At 40.3% G+C, this 20,551-nt stretch carries 16 protein-coding genes; 13 read left to right on the forward strand and 3 right to left on the reverse strand.

The window, feature by feature from the left end; translation table 11 throughout:
- Nucleotides 1-165 precede the first annotated feature (165 nt).
- On the reverse strand, nucleotides 166-1,956 hold the full coding sequence (locus LCH52_12670) for a hypothetical protein (protein ID MCA0389335.1): 1,791 nt from the start codon (nucleotides 1,954-1,956) through the stop codon (nucleotides 166-168).
- Between the two features lie 603 nt (nucleotides 1,957-2,559).
- On the reverse strand, nucleotides 2,560-4,365 hold the full coding sequence (locus LCH52_12675) for a hypothetical protein (GenBank protein ID MCA0389336.1): 1,806 nt from the start codon (nucleotides 4,363-4,365) through the stop codon (nucleotides 2,560-2,562).
- A 485-nt stretch (nucleotides 4,366-4,850) separates the two neighbouring features.
- On the opposite strand from LCH52_12675, the gene LCH52_12680 reads away from it, so the two are divergent.
- From LCH52_12680 to LCH52_12690, 3 genes are read left to right on the forward strand one after another with little or no spacing between them, the layout of a single operon-like run.
- On the forward strand, nucleotides 4,851-7,661 hold the full coding sequence (locus LCH52_12680; protein ID MCA0389337.1) for a DEAD/DEAH box helicase family protein: 2,811 nt from the start codon (nucleotides 4,851-4,853) through the stop codon (nucleotides 7,659-7,661).
- Nucleotides 7,654-9,171, forward strand: coding sequence for a type I restriction-modification system subunit M (locus tag LCH52_12685; protein MCA0389338.1), 1,518 nt, complete (start codon nucleotides 7,654-7,656; stop codon nucleotides 9,169-9,171). Before LCH52_12680 ends, LCH52_12685 begins: the two co-directional genes overlap by 8 nt.
- Entirely contained in the window at nucleotides 9,168-10,286 is a 1,119-nt protein-coding gene (locus tag LCH52_12690) for a restriction endonuclease subunit S (protein ID MCA0389339.1), read from the forward strand. Before LCH52_12685 ends, LCH52_12690 begins: the two co-directional genes overlap by 4 nt.
- Before the next feature lie 700 nt (nucleotides 10,287-10,986).
- Here the strand turns inward: LCH52_12690 and LCH52_12695 are convergent.
- Nucleotides 10,987-12,171 (reverse strand): hypothetical protein, encoded by a 1,185-nt coding sequence (locus tag LCH52_12695; protein MCA0389340.1) that lies wholly within the window; start codon nucleotides 12,169-12,171, stop codon nucleotides 10,987-10,989.
- Between the two features lie 498 nt (nucleotides 12,172-12,669).
- On the opposite strand from LCH52_12695, the gene LCH52_12700 reads away from it, so the two are divergent.
- The 10 genes from LCH52_12700 (at nucleotide 12,670) to rnc (ending at nucleotide 20,489) form a co-directional block, all read left to right on the forward strand.
- A complete protein-coding gene (locus tag LCH52_12700) occupies nucleotides 12,670-13,044 on the forward strand; it encodes a DUF1801 domain-containing protein (GenBank protein MCA0389341.1) in 375 nt (124 codons plus the stop codon).
- A 592-nt stretch (nucleotides 13,045-13,636) separates the two neighbouring features.
- Nucleotides 13,637-14,143 carry a DUF177 domain-containing protein gene (locus LCH52_12705; protein MCA0389342.1) on the forward strand — a complete coding sequence of 169 codons (507 nt, stop codon included), beginning with the start codon at nucleotides 13,637-13,639 and terminating at the stop codon, nucleotides 14,141-14,143.
- Between the two features lie 29 nt (nucleotides 14,144-14,172).
- A complete protein-coding gene (gene rpmF / locus LCH52_12710; GenBank protein MCA0389343.1) occupies nucleotides 14,173-14,352 on the forward strand; it encodes a 50S ribosomal protein L32 in 180 nt (59 codons plus the stop codon).
- A gap of 17 nt (nucleotides 14,353-14,369) precedes the next feature.
- Entirely contained in the window at nucleotides 14,370-15,422 is a 1,053-nt protein-coding gene (gene plsX / locus LCH52_12715; protein ID MCA0389344.1) for a phosphate acyltransferase PlsX, read from the forward strand.
- Nucleotides 15,419-16,423, forward strand: coding sequence for a ketoacyl-ACP synthase III (locus LCH52_12720; protein ID MCA0389345.1), 1,005 nt, complete (start codon nucleotides 15,419-15,421; stop codon nucleotides 16,421-16,423). The genes plsX and LCH52_12720 overlap by 4 nt, the downstream gene beginning before the upstream one ends.
- Nucleotide 16,424: 1 nt before the next feature.
- Complete coding sequence (gene fabD / locus LCH52_12725) at nucleotides 16,425-17,339, forward strand: ACP S-malonyltransferase (protein MCA0389346.1); 915 nt, start codon at nucleotides 16,425-16,427, stop codon at nucleotides 17,337-17,339.
- A gap of 46 nt (nucleotides 17,340-17,385) precedes the next feature.
- Complete coding sequence (gene fabG / locus LCH52_12730; protein MCA0389347.1) at nucleotides 17,386-18,132, forward strand: 3-oxoacyl-[acyl-carrier-protein] reductase; 747 nt, start codon at nucleotides 17,386-17,388, stop codon at nucleotides 18,130-18,132.
- Between the two features lie 35 nt (nucleotides 18,133-18,167).
- Nucleotides 18,168-18,407: an acyl carrier protein gene (gene acpP / locus LCH52_12735; protein MCA0389348.1), complete on the forward strand. Its 240-nt coding sequence runs from the start codon at nucleotides 18,168-18,170 to the stop codon at nucleotides 18,405-18,407.
- A 73-nt stretch (nucleotides 18,408-18,480) separates the two neighbouring features.
- Nucleotides 18,481-19,728: a beta-ketoacyl-ACP synthase II gene (fabF, locus tag LCH52_12740; GenBank protein MCA0389349.1), complete on the forward strand. Its 1,248-nt coding sequence runs from the start codon at nucleotides 18,481-18,483 to the stop codon at nucleotides 19,726-19,728.
- Nucleotides 19,729-19,730: 2 nt separating this feature from the next.
- Nucleotides 19,731-20,489, forward strand: coding sequence for a ribonuclease III (gene rnc, locus LCH52_12745; GenBank protein MCA0389350.1), 759 nt, complete (start codon nucleotides 19,731-19,733; stop codon nucleotides 20,487-20,489).
- Nucleotides 20,490-20,551: the final 62 nt, after the last annotated feature.

A 20,551-nucleotide genomic window follows, 5' to 3' on the forward strand; every position in this document is an offset into this window, starting at 1 on the left:
AACAAAGGACAGTATGAAATCCGGGGAAATCGGACATCCTGATCGAATGGAAATATAGAATAAAGACCGCTCCATACCAGTTGATGAAATTGGTGTTAACTTGAAGGAGCGGACTTATTTATAGTGCGAAAATATTTAAGATAGCTAATATTGATATAACTAAATTTACTCAGTGAATTTTAATATTCCATCCGTGTTTAGCCACAAAGAACCTTCCAGATCTATAGTAATATTGTAGATCGGATAAAACCCAATTGCTGAATTAGAACTATTATAGACAGTCCAGTTGGTTCCGTCAAATTTTGAGAGAGAAACCTTCGGTAGTAATTCGTCACTTGCGGTAGCAATCCACTGGTTCCCTGTTTTATCAAATGCAATAGCAGTTACATTTTTATCGGGTAATCCGGAATTAGAATAATTCAAGAAGGTCCAATTTCTGCCGTCAAATTTAGCGAGTCCTTTATCACTTGTACCCACCCAAAGATTATCCTTATCATCAATTGCGAGGCAACGGGTAAACCCATCTGAAACTTTGTATTCAGTCCACGAGTTACCTTTCAATCGAGCAATACCATCAGCCATCATAACCCATTTGTCCCCTCTTCTGTCTATCCAAATGTAAGAGAAATTATAGCCATAATTGATGTCTTCTTTCCTGTAAACAGTCCAATTTGCTCCATCAAATTTGGTAAGTCCACTTTCTGTACCAATCCATTTATTACCTTTTTCATCAATCTGAATGGACCTTATGGTTGTATCGGGTATTCCGGAATTCAATGTTTTGTATACCTTCCAATTCTTACCATCAAACACAGCGAGCCCGTTTTGTGTACCAACCCATTTATTATTTTGCTTATCTACTGCCAAAGATGTAATAGCATTGGATGGCAATTCTGAGTTCAATTTGGTGTATGTAGTCCACTCTTTACCGTCGTATCTTGTAAGTCCACTTTCAGAACCAAACCACTTGACTCCTTCATTATCGACCAAAATTGACGAGACGAAATCTGGAGGCGCACCCGAGTTAGACATTTCGGAGATTGACCAGTTTGATTCATCAAATCTTACAAGCTTACCATCCACAGTTCCAACCCATTTAACATCGTTTTTATCGATCATAATATAATTAAAAGCCCCGTGAGAGAGACCGGAGGACGGTTTATAGTTGTGCCACTTTTTTCCATCAAATTTCATAAGCATAGTATCTGTACAGCTCCATATACCACCATTAAGATCTATTGCGATGGAAGAGGAATGAGTTGTCTCATTTAAAAAGGGAGATGCGTAGGAAACCCATTTTTTGCCATTAAATTTTTCCAGGCCATTTTTTGAAGCAATCCATATGTAACCGTTCTTATCTATATGTAATGTGCTTTCGGGATTTCCTTTAAACGCAATCCATTTTTTGCCATCAAATTTTGCGATACCCTCATTACCTCCAATCCATACAAAGTCTTTGTTATCAATTGCAACTGAATGGATTTGATTAACAGGCGGATCCCCGTCTCTTTCAAAGAATGAAATCAATCTATTTCCATCAACTTTGTATAACCCGCTCCAAATTGTGCCAATCCAGACAGTTCCTTTTGAGTCGATTGCCATGGAGGTTACAAAAGTCGAATACTCATCAGAATAAAGACTCCAATTTTTATTATCAAATTTGGCTACTGAACCACCGAATGTGCCAATCCATTTGCTACCTTTTTTATCAACACAGATTGATGTGACATGATTTTGAGGCAAACCTGAATTCGCCCTGTTATAAAATAGCGATTCCCCGGTCACTTTATTGAATCTGACAAGACCACCGCTTGTTCCAACCCACAACAAATCGCCCTCCTCGGCGATTGCATTGACACTTCCGGCATGTGAGTAATTAATCCACTTAAGGTTTTGGGCAGAAATTATTACGGTTAACAAGAAAATGGAAACCATAAAAAAGTAAAAAAATCGCATATAATCTCCGATAAAAATTGTAAAACAGATTTTAATTTATACTGTCATTTAAATTGGTGATGATCATATAAGATTCAGCGATTTTCAGAAAAACATCAGGATATTGACCATAAATCTCACCACTATTCTACCGAAATATAAGAAATTACCTATGAATTATGGCAACATATATATTTTGGAATATCCATTTGGAGTAACCATTTCACCTTAGAGCAGTTCACTATTTATGAATTCTGTTTTATATAGAGAATAGATGAATGTACCCTCGTATTCCCAGTTGTCTAAGAGATGTGATAGATCACCGCTAAATCACTCCCTGGATGTTAGACTAATTGACACAATATCAGTAAGTTTAAACTCAGCAGGCATAAAAAATTACTCTGAGCTGATGCGAGTGGATGAAAATATTTATCCCGAGATGTTGGATTTCACAAAAAAACAAAAAGGTCGTGCCGAATGTCGTTTTGTCCGCAACTGGAATCCCCGCTGCTGATATACAAAAAGCCGCTCCATAGCAGTTGATGAAATTGGTGTCAACTTTAGAGAATGGACTTATTTTTAAGAAAGTTAAATATTGAATATACAATGTTTACCCGCTTAATATTATTCAATAAATTTTAATATTCCATTCGCGTTTAACCAGAGCGAACCATCTTGGTCTACTGTTATCTTAGAGATATCGCCGGATCCAATTGCGGAATTTTCACTATTATAAACCGTCCATTTTATTCCGTCAAATTTAAAAAGTTCAGTATCACAACCCATTGAACAAAAAAGTGTGGCAATCCATTTGTTACCTTTTTTATCAACTGCAATCGTTGTGACGAAAGCATCAGGTAACAATGAATTGGAAGAATTAAAATAGACCCAATTATTTCCATCAAATTTTGCGAGACCTCTTGCTGTCCCCACCCAAATATTATCCTCGTTATCGATTACAAGACAACAGGGATACCCTTCAGAAATTTTGTATTCAGTCCACCCTTTGGGTGTTAATCTCGCGATGCCACTCTCTGAGAGTGTCCATATATCGTCTTTGCTATCGATACAAAGACTCCGGTAAGAATAGTCATTACTTTTAATGAACATTTTATAAACAGTCCAATTGGTGTCATCAAATTTGGTAAGCCCCTTCTCAGTCCTCAGCCATTTATTACCTTTTTTATCAATTGCAATTGCCAAGATGGCGGTATCAGATAATTTAGAATTCAAGGTATTGTAAACCTTCCAATTCTTTCCGTCAAATCTGGCGAGCCCATTTTGTGTACCTACCCATTTACTATTTACTCTATCCAAAGCCATACAGGTAACAACATTAGATGGTAACATTGAATTATCTGTTGTATAATTAGTCCACTCTTTGCCGTCGAATTTGGTTAGTCCTTTATCGGTACCAAACCATTTAATTCCGTCAAAATCTGCTAAAATTGAGGACACAGAATTTGAAGGTAAACCGGAATTAGAGACATTGAATACCGACCAATTAGATTTATCAAATTTAAGAAGTTTACCATCCCCAGTCCCAACCCATTTTATATCGTCTTTATCAATCATAATGCTTGTAAAATCTGCATGCGACAAACTTGAATTGGTCGAATTGAATTTCGTCCAGTTTTTACCGTCAAATTTTATAAGCACCTTACCCGATATGCTCCAAATATTCCCATTCTTATCCGTCGAGAATGAAGAGATTCGAAAGTTAGTTTCTTTCGAATATGGTGCCTTGTGGAAAGTCCATTTTTTTTCATCAAATTTAGCAAAACCACTATTTGAATTGATCCATTTATCACCTCTTTTGTCGATAAGCAAAGAACCATAAGTATCTGTAAAATCGGTTGAATTAATGATGTATTTTGTCCACCTACTACCATCGTATTTCGCAATATAGGTTTTGTTCCTAATCCATAGGTTGTCATTTTTATCAATTTCAAGGATAGTGGCCCCACCATCCAACAAATCATCTTTTTGAATATCTGGACATGCGACTAGTATGCCCCCTACAACTTCTTTTAATCCGGATGCAGCACCAACCCACGCTGTTCCTTTCGAATCTATGGCAACAGAAGTACGGGTAAACTCTCGAAGGAAATAAGCTCTCCAGTTTGTATTATCAAATCTCGTTACTAAACCAGTTGAGCAAATCCATTTGTTACCTTTTTTATCAATACGGATTGAAGTAATATTATCATCAGGCAGCCCCGAATTCGCTTTATTATAAAAAACCGTCTCTCCGTTAATTTTGTTGAATCTGACCAGACCAGCACCTGTTCCAACCCACAACAAATCGCCCTCCTCGGCGATTGAGTTGACATTACCGGCATGTGAGTAATTAATCCAATTCGGTTTTTGGGCTGAAATTATTACGGTTAACAAGAAAATGGAAACCATAAAAAAGTAAAAAAATCTCATATAATCTCCGATAAAAATTGTAAAACAGATTTTAATTTATATTGTCAATTAAATTGGTGATAATCTTATAAGATTCAGCGACTTTCAGAAAAACATCAGGATATTGACCATAAATCTCACCACTATTCTACCGAAATATAAGAAATTACCTATGAATTATGGCAACATATATATTTTGAAATATCCATTTCACCTCAGAGCAGTTCACTCTTTATGGATTCTGTTTTATATAGAGAATGGATAATCAGGCCCACATATTACAAATGGTCTCAGAAATGTGATTATAACAAAGTCCACACTTCTGATTTGATGACTGATTTTTATAAGTCAAATTTCTAAGGTCACAATCGGTGACCTTTAAGAATCGCTTTTTCTGCCCGGAACATGTTAATAAAAGAAATTAAACCTGTAATTTGCTTTTGGTGTAGTTTGGATATTCCGACAATATTCATAATTTAGCAGAATCTAAATTATTGAATTTTATTATGAACGAAGCTAAAACGCGCCAGGATATAATTGACCATCGGCTCGCCAAAGCCGGTTGGAATGTAAACAATCCTGCCCAAGTCAAAAGAGAACTGGATATAAAGATCAAAAGCCCGGATTCCGTACAGGAAGATGGGCATGTGTATGACGGGCATCGTTATGCTGACTATGCTCTTCTCGGTGATGACGGTTATCCTTTGGCGGTCGTTGAAGCAAAAAAATCCTCCCGTGATGCAAGAATTGGTCAGGAACAGGCAAAGCAGTACGCAAAAAACATTCAGGCTCAACTAAAAGGTAAACTGCCGTTTGTTTTTTACACCAATGGCAATGACATCTATTTCTGGGATACTGAGAAATACCCTCCACGCAAAGTTTATGGATTCCCTACAAAAAAAGACCTTGAAAGGTTATCGTTCCTGCGGGAACATGAAAAACCTCTCTCCAAAGAACTTATAAATACTGAGATTAGTGGCAGACCTTATCAAATTGAGGCGATCCGTTCGGTATTTGAAGGTATCGACCACGCAAGAAGGAAATTTCTTTTGGTTATGGCAACAGGAACCGGAAAAACCCGTACCTGTGTGTCGATGATTGATGTTCTCATGAGGACAAACAGGGTGCAAAGAGTTTTATTTCTGGTTGACAGAATTGCCCTGATGAATCAGGCACTTGATGCATTCAGGGAATATCTCCCCAATGCTCCCCTTTGGCCTCAGAGGGGTGAAACCAAATTTGTCACAAACCGGAGAGTTTATGTGACAACCTACCAGACAATGCTTAATATCATTGAAGATGACGATTACAGGCTGAGTCCCTTCTTTTTTGATTTGATTGTTGCCGACGAAAGTCACAGGTCAATCTACAATGTTTACAAAAACATATTCGATTATTTTGATGCCCTTCAAACCGGTTTAACAGCCACCCCAAAAGATGCTCTTGAACGGAATACATTTAAACTTTTTCAGTGTGAAGACGGACTCCCGACATTTGCGTATTCCTATGAAGAGGCATTAAAAAACAATCCTCCCTATCTCTGCGATTTTGAGGTTCTGAAAATCAGAACGAGATTCTTAAAAGAGGGGATCAGAAAAGAGACAATTTCGATTGAGGATCAAAAGCGGTTACTCAAAGCCGGGAAAGAACCCGAGGAGATTAATTTCGAAGGTACCGAAATCGAGAAGAGTGTTACAAATCTTGGTACCAATACCCTGATTGTCAGGGAATTTATGGAAGAGTGTATAAAAGACGATAGCGGAGTTCTTCCTGGGAAAACGATATTTTTTGCAATGACAATTGCGCATGCACAACGGCTTCGGGAAGTTTTTGATGACCTCTTTCCCGAATATAAAGGGGAGATCGCAAAAGTAATTGTATCTGAGGACCCAAAAGTTTACGGCAAGGGGGGATTACTCGATCAATTTGTGAATAAAAACTTCCCCCGCATCGCAATCAGTGTTGATATGCTCGATACAGGTCTTGATGTCAGGGAACTGGTCAATCTTGTTTTTGCCAAGCCTGTCTTTTCATATACAAAATTCTGGCAGATGATCGGACGGGGAACCCGCCTTCTCGAACCAAAAAAGATAAAACCCTGGTGCAAAACAAAAGAGAAGTTTTTGATAATCGACTGCTGGGGGAACTTTGACTACTTTATGATTGAGCCCGGCGGGGTAACTGAGAAACCATCCATTCCGTTACCCGTCAGACTGTTTTTAACCCGGCTTCAAAAACTGACTTTGGCTCAGTCGTTAAAAAAGACCCCGATCATTGAAGATTGCATAAACAGGCTGAAAGCTGAAATAGCCTCCTTGCCCCAGAACAATGTGGTAATCCTTGATGCAAAAACGAAACTTGACCGGATCGACGATAATTACTGGTCAGACCTGACAAAAGAAAAAACCGAGTTTCTGCAGAAGGAGATAGCTCCCCTGATGCGTACCCGTTCGGGTGAAGATTTTGATGCGATGTATTTCGAATTGAAGGTGCTGTTATATTCAATCGCCAAAATTGATGAAAAACAGGAAAAGAAGTTAAGAGAGAATCAGCTTTCCGGAACTTCAAAAGCAATAATCGAAATGGTTGCTGATCTTCCCCTGAGTGTAAATGTGGTGGCAAATCAGAAGGATCTGATCAATTCCGTCCTGACAGATGGTTATCTGCAAAAAGGGGGTGAACCGGAATTGAATCTCCTGATTGAAAAACTGGGTCCGTTGATGAAGTTGCGGGACCCCGTAAAACAAAACCAGGTGTCACTCGATCTGGAGGATGTTACACATGAAAAACGATATATCAAGTTTGGTCCCGGTCACGGAAGAATCACCGTGCAAAAATACCGTGATCGTGTGGAGGCTCTTATCAAAAACCTTGAACAAAAAAATGCCGTGCTTCGCAAGATCAAACTTGGTGAAAGCATTACAGATGAAGAATTAAACCAGCTCGCTGCCACCTTACAGGAAAATGATCCTTACCCCACAGAGGAAAATTTACAAAAGGCATATGAAGCACGAAAAGTTAAATTTCTCGACCTTATTAAATATATCATGGGGGTTAGTGGATTGGTATCGTTCCCGCAAAAAGTGACGACCGCTTTTGACGCTTTTATTGCCGAACACAATAATTTAACAACAAAACAGATTCAGTTTATTCAGACTCTTCAATCATTTATCATTGAAAATGGGGAACTGAGTAAAAAGGATCTGGTATCCGAACCATTCACAAAATTCCACAATAACGGCTTTTTGGGATTGTTCGATCATCAACTGCAACAGGAAATTTTACAATTAACGGACAGAATTTTAAACTATGCTTAATCAGACTCTAAAATCATCAATCAACCGTCTATGGGATAAACTTTGGAGCGGGGGAATTGCAAATCCTCTTACCGCCATCGAACAGATTTCATATCTGCTGTTTATGAAACGGCTGGATGAACTTGATCTTAAAAAGAAACAGGATTCGGAATTTACGGGCGAATCTTATCAATCCCTTTTTGAAGGTGAAAAAGAGGTTCTCAGGTGGAGCCATTTTCGACAACTGGAGGGGGGAGAGATGCGCGACCATATTCAAAATAATGTCTTCCCGTTCCTCAAAAAACTGGGGAAAGATGATGCTCCTTTTGCAAAATATATGGCCAATGCTGTTTTTATCATTTCGAAGCCGTCCCTCCTGGTTGAAGCTGTATCAATTATCGATGAAATTTTTGAAGAGATTTTAAAGCAACAGATGGAAGGGCAGGGCTTTCAGGATACACAGGGCGACCTCTACGAGTTTTTACTCTCCGAGATTACCACTGCGGGTAAACTGGGGCAGTTCAGAACTCCAAGACATATTATTCAACTTATGTGTGAACTGGTAAACCCAAAGCTGGGCGACACGATCTGCGACCCGGCAGCAGGAACTGCAGGCTTTTTACTGGGTGCATATCAACATATCATCACACAATTTACGAGTGAGCAGAATCAGCAGGTTGACGAAAACGGATTGGTGCGTGGTCTGCTCGGCGACAAACTCACGGATGAAAGACAATGGACGCATCTGAAGGAGAAGACTTTTTACGGTTATGATGCCGATGAAAGCATGGTTCGCATCGCTCTGATGAATCTTATGATGCACGGTATCTCAAGTCCGAATATTGAACAGAAAGATACACTTTCCAAATACTATAATGAGGACGGGATTTACGATGTTATCATGGCAAATCCACCTTTTAAGGGGAGCATTGACAAGAGAGATATCAACGATTCCTTATCGCTGCAAACCACAAAAACGGAGCTTTTGTTTTTGAACAGAATCATCAATTCCTTAAAAATTGGAGGCAGGGCTGGGGTTATTGTTCCTGACGGTGTTTTGTTCGGTTCGAGTAATGCCCACAAACAGGCGAGGAAAATGCTACTTGATGATTGTGAACTTCAGGGGATTATTTCGATGCCGAGCGGAATATTTAAGCCCTATGCAGGAGTGAGTACCGCCATTTTGGTTTTTGTCAAAGGTGGTACTACTGAAAACGTGTGGTTTTATGACATGCAGGCTGATGGCTACAGTCTGGATGACAAAAGGAATAAAATTGATGCCAATGATCTGAGCGATATCGTATCAAAGTGGAATTCAAGAACTGAACAAACGGAGAATGACAGAGGCAGTAAATTTTTCTATGTCGAGAAAGCAGAAATCGAAAATAACGACCTCGATTTAAGCATCAACAGGTATAAGGTTGCAGAACATAAAGATGTTGTTTATCAAGACCCGAAGGAAATTTTGGCTAAGATTGAGGCTCTTGAAAATGAGATATTGCTGGGGATTAATGAGTTGAAGAAGTTATGAAGATAGTACACTTTAAATTTGCTGAAATTTTCAACTTTAATAATAAATCAACTTTCAAAGCTGGAGAAGGTTTGGACACAGGTCTTTTCCCATTTTATACTTCAAGTTCAACATTATCAAAATATCTGAATACTGCTCAATTTAATACCCCAAGTCTGATATTTGGAACAGGGGGAAATGCCAGTATTCACTTCAATGATTCACAATTTTCAGTTTCGACGGATTGTTTAGTTGCATACTTAAAACCCGAGTTTACAGATTCTGTTGAAACAAAATTTATATATTATTATCTTTATGGAAATGTTCATATTCTCGAACTTGGATTTAAGGGAGCCGGATTAAAGCATATTTCAAAGGAATATATAAAAAATATAATTCTCCCAATTTTCCCGATTGAATTTCAAAGGAATGTTATAAAAATTCTTGATCTGGCTCAATCACTCATTGAAAAACGAAAACAGGCAATTTTGCATTTGGATGATTATATCAAAGCAGTTTTCCTGGATATATTTGGGGATCCGGTGAGTAATCCGAAGGGGTGGGGGAAGAAGCAATTAAATGAACTTGGAAAAGTGATTACAGGAAATACACCTCCTCGCGATGACCCAACAAACTATTCTCCTCGATTTATTGAATGGATCAAAACAGATAATATTGTTTTGGAAGAGACTTTTATCACACAGGCAACAGAGTATTTATCAGAAAGTGGTTTATCGAAGGCGAGATTTGTAAATCCCAATTCTATTTTGGTTGCATGTATTGCGGGAAGCATAGAATCGATCGGACGAGCAGGAATCACAGATAGGAAGGTCTCCTTCAACCAACAAATAAATGCGATTGAACCTAATTCAGACATGAATTCACTATTTTTTTATTGGCTTTTGAAAATGACAAAAGTCCATATTCAAAATCATGCAACTAACGGAATGAAGCGAATACTAACCAAAGGTGAATTTCAAAAAATTAAATTTATCAAGCCTTCATTTGAAACTCAAATCAAGTTTTCGTTAATCGTAAACAGTGTTGAATTGTTAAAACAAAAAATGAAATCTCAGCTGCAGGAACTGGAGGACAATTTTCAGGTACAGCTTCAGAGGGCGTTCAGGGGGGAGTAGAATTTTAGTGATGCGGATTAGATTTTATTAAAATTGTTTCAAGCGAAGAGGGAAAAATAAATTGTTTGCAGCTCAACTTTCAAGATTTCAGAGAAATATTTTCGAAATGGTGAATATCTTAATTAACTAATTATTCCACTTTTTGGTGAACCAGTACAAGCTATTATAAAACCAAAGTTTTCAAAACAAGACCCAAGAAGTCAATTTTAATCGACTTCAAGGGTCCAAGAAAAAAATAAGCCACCCTAAAACTTCATCCCAGGTCTCCCTTCATCCTTCAGCCATTTGTTTAACAAGTTCTTCACTGGTTTGTGAGAAGTTATTGAAGTCATTTTTGATTCGGGTGACTTCTTGTTTGATGCTGTTCAGTGCTTCGCTCTGGTAGGTCGTGGTGGCTCCGAGATATCATATGAGACCGGCAGAGGTACTTAATGTATTGCCTGATTGAATAGTCTCAATACCTATCGTTCTTTTGGATGGGTTTTCTTCCGTTTGGTGTTTGAATATCTAACAAGACTCTATATATTTCCACATTTTTAGCAACGGGAAATGAAGAATTCTGATGTTTTGGAATCTCCAAATTTAGTCAATTAATATTATGAAACTTTACTTTCTTACAAACCTTAATATTTAATACTCGTGAATAGGATCCAAAAGAACATTCTGCTGAAAATTTGCTTCCTTTAATTTCTATCTCTATTTATTTTCCTAATGAAAAATCATACAGTGGTCGTAACAGATTTAAATAATCAATCGAAGTCTTAACAAAGTCTTTTGAGTTTAATATTTTATCGTCCCGTTCAAAGCTGAAGTGACACCAGGTAAGGATTAATGGGTATTGATCGGCCTTCTTTTGAATAAAAACGACATCATCAAACTTAATATCCACACCACATTTAACCGATGCGACCGGAATATTATCATAAGTCCTTATTCTTTTAAATTCCCGTTTTTGGAGTTCATAATGAAATCCTGGCAAGTTGCTTAACAACTCTAACAGAGTGTAAGGTTTTGCATTAACATATTGGTAAAATCTATCAGCCGGGGTTTTGCCTTCTACAATGAAGCCGATTGAAAAGGTGTTCCTATCGAGAACAAAATTAAAATGGGGGACATTAACTTTGGATTTAGTTTCATCAGACAAGGTTCCCCAAATGTGATCACTTTTCACTTGTAAATTACCAACTTCAACTTTCAATCCTTTATACGATGGAATGGATTGTATTTCCATCTGAATTGCATCCAGATATTTTATTAGTTTCTGCTTTACTATTGATCTTATCTCTTTCTTTGGATCGTCATCAATATATAAAAAGGAATCAAAATCTTCTTTTGTGAATCCATTAAACGGTGCCATACCAATGTTCTCCATGTATTTAAGAAATTGAATAATGATGAAATTATCCTCGACTTTTTTTCTGTTCATTAAATATTTATTGAATATAAGATAAATCTCTTCCCAGGTAATAAACCTCAGACGAGAATCGGAGATTTTGTTGACTACACTCAGATCAGAATAGCGAGGAGTTATTATAATTAGATGTGATTCTCCAATTGACGCCAGATGATTATTGATCTGTTTCTCTTCTAACCGAGCCTGCACTTTACTTTCAATATAATAATCGGTTTTGCCTATTTGGATCTGTGCATCAGGTCGGCTGTAAAGTTCAGAAACCTGCATATCATAATTGGGAATCTGGTTTGTGACAAACGGAATATTTAGATTTTTTAGAAGATGATAGAGAAGTTCAACATTAGAGTATTCCAATGTGTTTATCAATGCTTTAGTAGTATTATCTTCAATTTGTTTCTCAGCTATTCTATTGGAACCGTGAGCTCCTCTGAAGTAATAGAAGATATTACGATAAGGATTAAATTTTTTCATTTTCAAAGGTTTCTAATAAATCAACTTTATCTATGATTATTTTTGTGTTTTTGGTAATTCTGGTTTTCAATTCTTCAATAAAACACTATCCCATTAAATTATCAACTGTACTCTGTCCAGTGCAAAAAATAAATCTAATTGAAGTTCAAATCTAAACATTTACCTAAAATTTCACGCCCGGTTTACCTTGGTCTTTAAGCCGTTTGTTTAGCCGTTCTTCACTTGTTTTTGAGAAGTTGTTAAAGTCATCTTTGATGTGGGTGACCCCTTTTTTTTATGTTATTGAGGGCTTTGATTTGGGATACTGCAGTGGTTTAAAGATATTTTGTTAGAACGGGAATGAACAATCGCGGGATTATGTGTATGGTTGGCCACAATATCTATCCCGCTTTGAGAGGGGGTTTTCTGTGGCTGTTCCGGCTACGACAGTTTTATCTTTACCCCTAGATTCGTATTTTGGGCAGACGAATTTTAATAATCACTAAAGGATCTCCGATTTTGAGAAAAGACCTCTCCTCGATAGATCAGTATATCTCTGAAGCTGATGAGAAAGCAAAGGAAATGCTTCGTTCGCTGCGCGAAATAATTTCTGAAGCTGCACCGGGAACAACGGAGTGTATAAGTTATGGCATGCCCGCTTTTCGTCTCCGGCGGGTGGTTGTGTATTTTGCAGCTTTCAAAAATCATGTCAGCCTTTTCCCCGGAGCCTCGGGTGTGGCAACCTTCGCAGAGGAATTGAAGCAATGGAAGTGTTCAAAAGGCACGATACAATTCCCAATTGGTCAACCGCTTCCGGTCGAGCTTATCCAAAAAATTGTTGCTTTCAGGTTGGAGGAAGAAACGGAAAGAGATAAGTCAAGAAAACACAGTTGACATTCGCCTGAATAATTGTGCAATTGTCACCTCTTTTCAGTTTATGAGAGTTTGTCGGTAGGACAATCGAGGACGATTGTCGCTCCTTTTCAGATTGTTTGGGTTTTGTCGGCAGGACAATCGAGGACGATTGTCGCTCCTTTTCAGATTGTTTGGGTTTTTCGGTAGGACAATCGGGGACGATTGTCGCTCCTTTTCAGATTATGATAATTTGTCAATAAACAATACAGATTGAAAATCCGTGGCAATCTCCCAAAGGGATGCCTTCGGCACGTTAAATCGGTTTTATCCGTGTTCCATTCTTCCATCCGTGGGATCCGTGTTTAATCCGTGAAATCCGTGTAACCATAAGCCACTCTGCGTTAATCTGTTTAATCTGCGTGTATCTGCGTCACCTACCCATATGTCGCCACAAGGGCTTTTATTTAATTGGTCGTTGTGTTTCTACCCATATGTCGCCACAAGGGCTCGTATGTCTCAGCTCATAGATCATAGTTCAAAGCTCATAGCTATTACAAGTGATCTCAATAAATTATTTGTAATAATGGTCTTGGGTTCTTATATTTGTAGTTCGATTTTTTGGACAATTGCGTTGAAAATAAAGATATCCGCATTGGAGTTTGGCAGGAACGAGTTGGATTACACAGGAAATGTGTCAGAACTTGGTCTGGAAGCCCCATTTTACGGTAAATACGAACTTTTTATATCGATTGACAAGACACATCAGCAGCTTTTGGTGGATGTGAATTTGCTTGTAAATGCGAAATTTGAGTGCGACAGATGCACGGCAGACCTCGAGTCAAAGCGGGACATAGGCTTTACACTTCTCTATCTTTTTGATGAAAGAAGCAAGGAAACTGATGATCCTGATGTAAATTATTTGTCGAGGGAAGCGGATAAAATAGATATTACAACTGAGTTGTACGACTATGCTTATCTTGATATTCCATTCAAGAAATTGTGCAGTGAAGACTGCAAAGGGTTGTGTCCCCGCTGCGGAACAGACCTGAATAAAAGTGATTGTAAATGTGACAAAGACCCGATAAACCCCGTTTGGGCGGATCTTGAGAAACTAAAAGACGATTTTAAAGAAGATTAATTAATAACTTAAATTGACGGAAATTAGCGATGCCAAATCCTAAAAGAAAAATGTCGAGAACCAGAAGAGACAAAAGAAGAACACACTACAAAGCTGTTGCTCCTTCAGTAGGTTCATGTCCAAATTGTGGTGAAGTGAAAATGAATCACCATGCATGCCCTTCCTGCGGATATTATGCAGGAAGATCGATGTTTCTTCCTAAGAAATAGTCTGAACGGCGAATAATATGCAAAGCCCCGGAAAATTGTCCGGCAAGTGTAGAGTTGTGCTTGATGCGATGGGTGGGGATTTTGCCCCCCTGAACGAGATAAAAGGGGCTATCGATGCGGAGAAGGAAGATAATGATCTGGAAGTGTGGCTCTCCGGGGATAAAAACCGGATAGAGCAGGTGCTTGCGGAGAGTAATCTACAATTCGACAAAAACCGTATCATAGACGCAAGTCAGGTTGTGATGATGAGTGATCAGCCATCACAGGCGTACAAGGAAAAACAGAACTCTTCACTGGCAATCGGATTGCGTTTTGTAAAAGACGGCAAGGCTGATGCATTTGTGAGTGCCGGAAACACCGGTGCAGTTATGTTGTTTTCAACATTAATTTACCGGAAAATTAAAGGAATAGACCGCCCTACGATTGGCACACTGATGCCATGTATCGGCGGTTTTTGCACAATATTTGATGCCGGTGCGAGTGTTGATTCGAAAGCCCATCACCTTGCGGAGTATGCCGTCCTCGGTTCCATTTATGCCGAAGAGATGCTTGGAAAGCCAAATCCAAGAGTCGGTGTTATAAGTGTGGGCGAGGAAGAAACAAAAGGGAACGAAGTTTCAAAAAAAGCCCTGCAGATGATCAAGCCTCTCGGTCTCAATTTTATCGGGAATGTAGAGGGGAAGGATATTTTTAAAGGAAATGTGGATGTGGCCGTCTGTGACGGTTTTACAGGCAATATCCTTTTAAAGTTTGCAGAAGGAGTAATGTACCTGCTGAAGCATCTCTTCAAAGAGTATGCAGATCAGGGCATTTTTAATAAAATTAAAGTTGGCTTGTTCAAAAGTTCACTAAAATCGATCTTTTCCAAGCTCAACTATGAAAATTACGGTGGTGTGCCACTTCTCGGTGTGAACGGGATAACGATAATAGGACACGGATCAAGTTCACCTCTTGCAATTAAAAATATGATACACAAAGCTGCAGAAGCACACCGGAAAGACCTGCTTGCGAAACTCGCGAGTGCGATTGCAATCCGTAATATCGACCACAACGAAGGAAACCCCGAATGACCAACAATTCCAAAATAAATGCCACGATTACCGCGGTAGGCATGTATGTGCCTGATGAGGTGCTCGACAATGATTATTTTTCAAGTTACCTTGATACGAATGATGAATGGATAGTATCGCGAACCGGAATTAAAGAGAGAAGAATTTTAAGAAATGGTGCCACAAGCGACCTTGCATATGGTGCCTTAAAAGATTTAATGGACTCATCGGACCTGAAAGCCGAAGAGATTGACGCAATTATTGTTGCCACCGTGACCCCCGACATGCTTTTCCCTGCAACCGCATGCCTGGTACAGGAAAAAATCGGAGCGAAAAACGCGTGGGGATTCGACCTTTCAGCAGCGTGCTCAGGATTCCTTTTTGCGCTCCAGACTGGTGCCAGTCTTGTGGCATCGGGCGCATATAAGAAAGTGGTCGTAATCGGTGCTGACAAGATGAGTTCCATTGTGGACTACTCTGACCGGAACAATTGTATACTGTTCGGAGATGCAGCCGGAGCGGTTTTGCTTGAGCCGACTGAAGATAAATCACTTGGAATAAAGGATTCGATACTTCATGTTGACGGTTCAGGAGCCGATTATTTGCACATGAAAGGTGGCGGAAGCCTTAATCCACCATCACATGAGACCGTTGACAACAAGATGCACTACCTCTATCAGGAAGGGAAAGCTGTTTATAAAAGAGCAGTTCTCGGAATGGCAGAAGTATCGGCTGAGATTATGGAGAAAAACGGTTTGAAGGGTGAGGATGTGGCATGGCTCGCACCACATCAGGCAAACCTTCGCATCATCGATTCCACTGCGAGCAGAATGGGAGTCGGTATGGACAAAGTGATGCTGAATATTGAAAAATATGGAAATACAACCTCGGGAACCATCCCCACCTGTCTGGCAGAATATTACAGAGCCGGAAAAGTAAAAAAAGGTGACAATGTGATTCTTGCCGCCTTTGGTGCCGGATTTACATGGGGTTCGATTTATCTTACCTGGAGCATGGACTAAAATGGCAAAGAGGGCTCTACTTTTCCCCGGACAGGGTTCCCAGTATGTCGGAATGGCAAAAGACCTCTACGACAATTCTGTTGAAGCCAAAGAAATGATAAAGACCGCAGATGATGCGCTCGGAGTTCCCCTTTCCTTTATAATGTTTAACGGTCCCGAAACCGATCTGAAGCAGACTGAATATACACAGCCTGCAATTTTTGTTCACAGCGTTGTGCTTGCATCACTTCTAAGACGACTCGATTTTGAAGGAGCTGCGGGGCATTCACTCGGTGAATATTCAGCTCTGGTTGCCTGCAACGCCGTGCAATTTTATGATGCTGTAAAGCTCGTGAGGTTCAGAGGTCAGGCAATGCAGCAGGCAGGAACCGATTTTCCCGGTACAATGGCTGCGGTAATCGGTCTCGACAGACCCGCTCTCGAAGAGATTTGTGCCGAAGCATCCGCAACAGGCATAGTTCAATGTGCCAACTTCAATTCGCCCGGACAGATTGTTCTTTCGGGAAGTGTCGATGGTGTATTGAAAGCGATGGAACTTGCAAAAGCAGCCAAGGCAAGGCTTGTCACTCAGCTTCCCGTTTCGGGAGCATTTCATTCCCCGCTTATGCAATCTGCAAAAGACAAACTCGAAGCAAAACTTGATACAGTTCATTTCTATGACGCAAAATTTCCGGTTTACGCAAATGTGACCGCCAAACCCGTCACAGAGAAGGAAGAGATAAAGAAAAATCTCTTTTTACAGGTAACTGCACCTGTTTTGTGGGAGGATACAATTCGCAACATGATAGCTGACGGCTTCGATGAATTTGTCGAAGTGGGTCCGGGGAGAGTGTTGCAGGGTCTTGTAAAGAGGATTGACCCCTCTGTTGCAACCGCCGGAATAGATAAATACGCAGATATTGAAAAATATTTATAGCTCTATATTCATTATTAACTAATATTTAATATATTTCGAACCCAATATGACAGAATTAAAAGAGAAGAGAGCACTCGTAACAGGCGGCTCCAGAGGAATCGGAAAAGCGATAGTTGAAGAGCTGGCAAAACAGGGCTGCTCTGTCGTTTTTACTTATCAGTCCTCGGAAGAAGCTGCAAAAGCCATCGAGGCTGAGCACGCTGCCGAAGGAAGAAAAGTACTCGGATTCAAGGCTGATGCTGCAAGTTTTGAGGATGCTCAAAAAGCGGTCGATTTCACTGTTCAGAATCTCGGCGGATGTGATTTCCTGGTGAACAATGCCGGAATCACCCGCGACAAATTTCTGATGATGATGAAAGAAGCCGATTTCACCGAAGTAATGGATGCCAACCTTAAGAGCGTTTTTAACTACACAAAGGCTGTAATGAAGCCGATGATGTCGCAGAGATTTGGAAGAATAATCAACATCACTTCTGTTGTGGGTCTTACCGGTAATGCCGGACAGTCCAATTATGCAGCCAGCAAGGCGGGCATGATAGGCTTTACCAAATCTGTTGCGAAGGAAGTTGCTTCCAGAAATATTACTTGTAATGCAGTTGCCCCCGGTTTTATTCAGACCGACATGACTGCGAAACTTAAAGACGATATCAAACAAGAATTATTAAATCATATTCCGCTAAAAGCTCTCGGAGAGCCCGGACACATCGCCAAAACTGTTGCGTTCCTCGTTTCTCCGGCTGCCGACTATATAACCGGACAGGTTATAGCCGTCGATGGCGGGATGACGATGTAATTTTTTATTATTAACTTAACAAATAGGAGTAGATAATGGACATTGAAGTAAAATTCAATCAAATTATTCAAGACAAACTTGGCGTAGAAGAATCACAGATCACACCTGAAGCAAGCTTCAGAAACGATCTTCAGGCAGATTCACTCGATCTCATGGAGCTTTTCATGGCTTTCGAATCAGAATTTAACATTCAGGCACCCGAAGATCAGGTTGAAAAACTTGATACAGTTGGTGCTGCACTTGCCTTCATCAAAGAAGAAACAAGCAAAAAATAACTTCTCTTTTGCCGGGTGGGCTGCCCAGAAGTGAGCAGTGATACCCGGCTTTACTTTTTTCAGGCACTCACCTATGAATAACAGAAGGGTAGTTGTTACCGGTCTGGGTTCGGTTACACCCGTCGGGAACAACCTTCATGAATATTGGGACGGGCTCCTCTCCGGCAGAAACGGAGTAGAACTGATCACAAAATTTGACACCACTAACTTCGACACAAAATTTGCTGCCGAAGTTAAGAACTTCGATCCCGGTCTTTATGTAGATTTCAAAAACCTCAAACGAATCGACACTTTTTCAGTGTATGCCCTCGCGTCTGCCACGCAGGCCTGGGATGACGCTGCATTTCCCGAGGGTTCGTATGATCCCGAACGGTTCGGAGTGATTTTTGGAAGTGGTATCGGCGGATTGAAATCACTTGAGAATCAGTTTCAGGTTTTCTACAACGACAATTCCCCAAAAAAGCTCTCCCCCTTCTTTGTTACCATGATGATAGCGGATATAGCCGGCGGACACATCTCCATTAAATATGGTTTGAAGGGTCCCAACTATTCCACTACATCTGCCTGTGCCACATCATCCCATGCAATTGCGGACGCCTTCATGCTCATTCAGCGCGGAGCTGCAGATGCGATGATTTGCGGGGGTGCTGAAGCTGCTGCCACAGAACTCGGAATTGGCGGATTTGGTGCCATGCGGGCAATCTCGACATGGAACGACCGCTACAAGGAAGCGAGCAGACCATTTGACAAAGACAGGAACGGATTTGTACTGGGTGAAGGCTCGGGGTCTGTTATTCTTGAAGAGTATGAACACGCAAAAAGACGCGGAGCAAAAATTTACGCCGAACTTGCGGGTATCGGTTTAACGGGCGATGCCTACCACATGACAGCTCCCGATCCTGAAGGAAGTGGTGCCGTCAGGGCAATGGAGGAAGCTTTGAGGGATGCAGGTGTTCCGCTTGAAAAAATTGACTACATAAATGCCCACGGAACTTCGACTCCATTGAACGACAAAACGGAAACCAAGGCAATAAAGACGGTCTTTGGAGGTCATGCCTACAATCTTGCGATATCATCCATTAAGTCGATGACCGGTCATCTCCTCGGAGCCGCCGGAGCAATAGAAGCTGTTGCCACAATCATGACGATAGGGAACGACATAATTCCGCCGACCATCAATCTTGATGAAGCTGATCCCGAATGCGATCTCTATTATGTTCCAAAACAGGCGGTAAAACGAAAAGTCGATTTTGCCATAAGCAATACATTCGGATTTGGCGGACATAACGCTTCACTTCTGTTTAAGAAACTTGAGGCATAAACTTGTTCGGTTTTGTTCGTGATTATTTCAGGCGTCTTGAACAGAAGAAACTGCTCAAGCGGAAAGATTTTAAAAAGCTTGAAGAACTTATCGGGAAGAAAATTACAAATCCCGACAAGTTTATCGAAGCCCTTACCCACCGGTCGGCTCTCGACCAGAACAAGTTCAAAGTTTCAAACGAAAGACTCGAATTTCTCGGTGATGCCGTTCTTGGAATGGTGACTGCCGAAACTCTTTTTGCTATGTTCCCGCAAACGAACGAGGGGACACTGACAAAAATGAGATCGAACCTCGTTAATAAAAACAACCTCTTCGAAGTGGCTCAGGTGATCAACCTTTACCAGTTCCTGTTTATTCAGGAGGAACTGGTTAACAGCCAGTCGCAGGGGATCAAATCGATACTTGCAGATGCCATCGAGGCATTGATCGGTGTCATTTATACTGAATACGGATATCAAACGGCGAAGGATTTTATTTCGAAGTTCATCCTTGAGCCGGGTCTTACCAAAGGTGTACATGTAACCGATGAGAATTATAAAAGCCAGCTCCTCGAACTGATCCAGAAAAAGAAGGTGGAGCTGCCCCGCTACTATGTGGTGGATGAGACGGGTCCCGAACATGAACGGATTTTTACCGTCCGTGTATCCGTTGGTCTTCAGGTTCTTGGAGAGGGAAAGGGACGCAACAAAAAATCCGCCGAACAGGTCGCTGCCAAAATGGCAATGGACCGCCTCAGCGCCGGAGAAGTTCTTTCAGATTAAGATTTGTCGGGAGATTACAATTTCTTATTTTAAGGATTAGTAATTAAAATTATTCCTTTTCG

It is taken from the genome of Bacteroidota bacterium, assembly GCA_020161395.1.
Taxonomy (GTDB): domain Bacteria; phylum Bacteroidota; class Ignavibacteria; order Ignavibacteriales; family Ignavibacteriaceae; genus UTCHB3.

Bases quoted from the DNA above. Each gene is read 5' to 3' on its own strand.
- fabF (MCA0389349.1), top strand. From the start codon at position 18,481: ATGAATAACAGAAGGGTAGTTGTTACCGGTCTGGGTTCGGTTACACCC.
- LCH52_12695 (MCA0389340.1), bottom strand. From the start codon at position 12,171: ATGAAAAAATTTAATCCTTATCGTAATATCTTCTATTACTTCAGAGGA.
- LCH52_12670 (MCA0389335.1), bottom strand. From the start codon at position 1,956: ATGCGATTTTTTTACTTTTTTATGGTTTCCATTTTCTTGTTAACCGTA.
- rpmF (MCA0389343.1), top strand. From the start codon at position 14,173: ATGCCAAATCCTAAAAGAAAAATGTCGAGAACCAGAAGAGACAAAAGA.
- LCH52_12685 (MCA0389338.1), top strand. From the start codon at position 7,654: ATGCTTAATCAGACTCTAAAATCATCAATCAACCGTCTATGGGATAAA.
- acpP (MCA0389348.1), top strand. From the start codon at position 18,168: ATGGACATTGAAGTAAAATTCAATCAAATTATTCAAGACAAACTTGGC.
- LCH52_12675 (MCA0389336.1), bottom strand. From the start codon at position 4,365: ATGAGATTTTTTTACTTTTTTATGGTTTCCATTTTCTTGTTAACCGTA.
- plsX (MCA0389344.1), top strand. From the start codon at position 14,370: ATGCAAAGCCCCGGAAAATTGTCCGGCAAGTGTAGAGTTGTGCTTGAT.
- LCH52_12680 (MCA0389337.1), top strand. From the start codon at position 4,851: ATGAACGAAGCTAAAACGCGCCAGGATATAATTGACCATCGGCTCGCC.
- fabD (MCA0389346.1), top strand. From the start codon at position 16,425: ATGGCAAAGAGGGCTCTACTTTTCCCCGGACAGGGTTCCCAGTATGTC.
- LCH52_12720 (MCA0389345.1), top strand. From the start codon at position 15,419: ATGACCAACAATTCCAAAATAAATGCCACGATTACCGCGGTAGGCATG.
- LCH52_12690 (MCA0389339.1), top strand. From the start codon at position 9,168: ATGAAGATAGTACACTTTAAATTTGCTGAAATTTTCAACTTTAATAAT.
- fabG (MCA0389347.1), top strand. From the start codon at position 17,386: ATGACAGAATTAAAAGAGAAGAGAGCACTCGTAACAGGCGGCTCCAGA.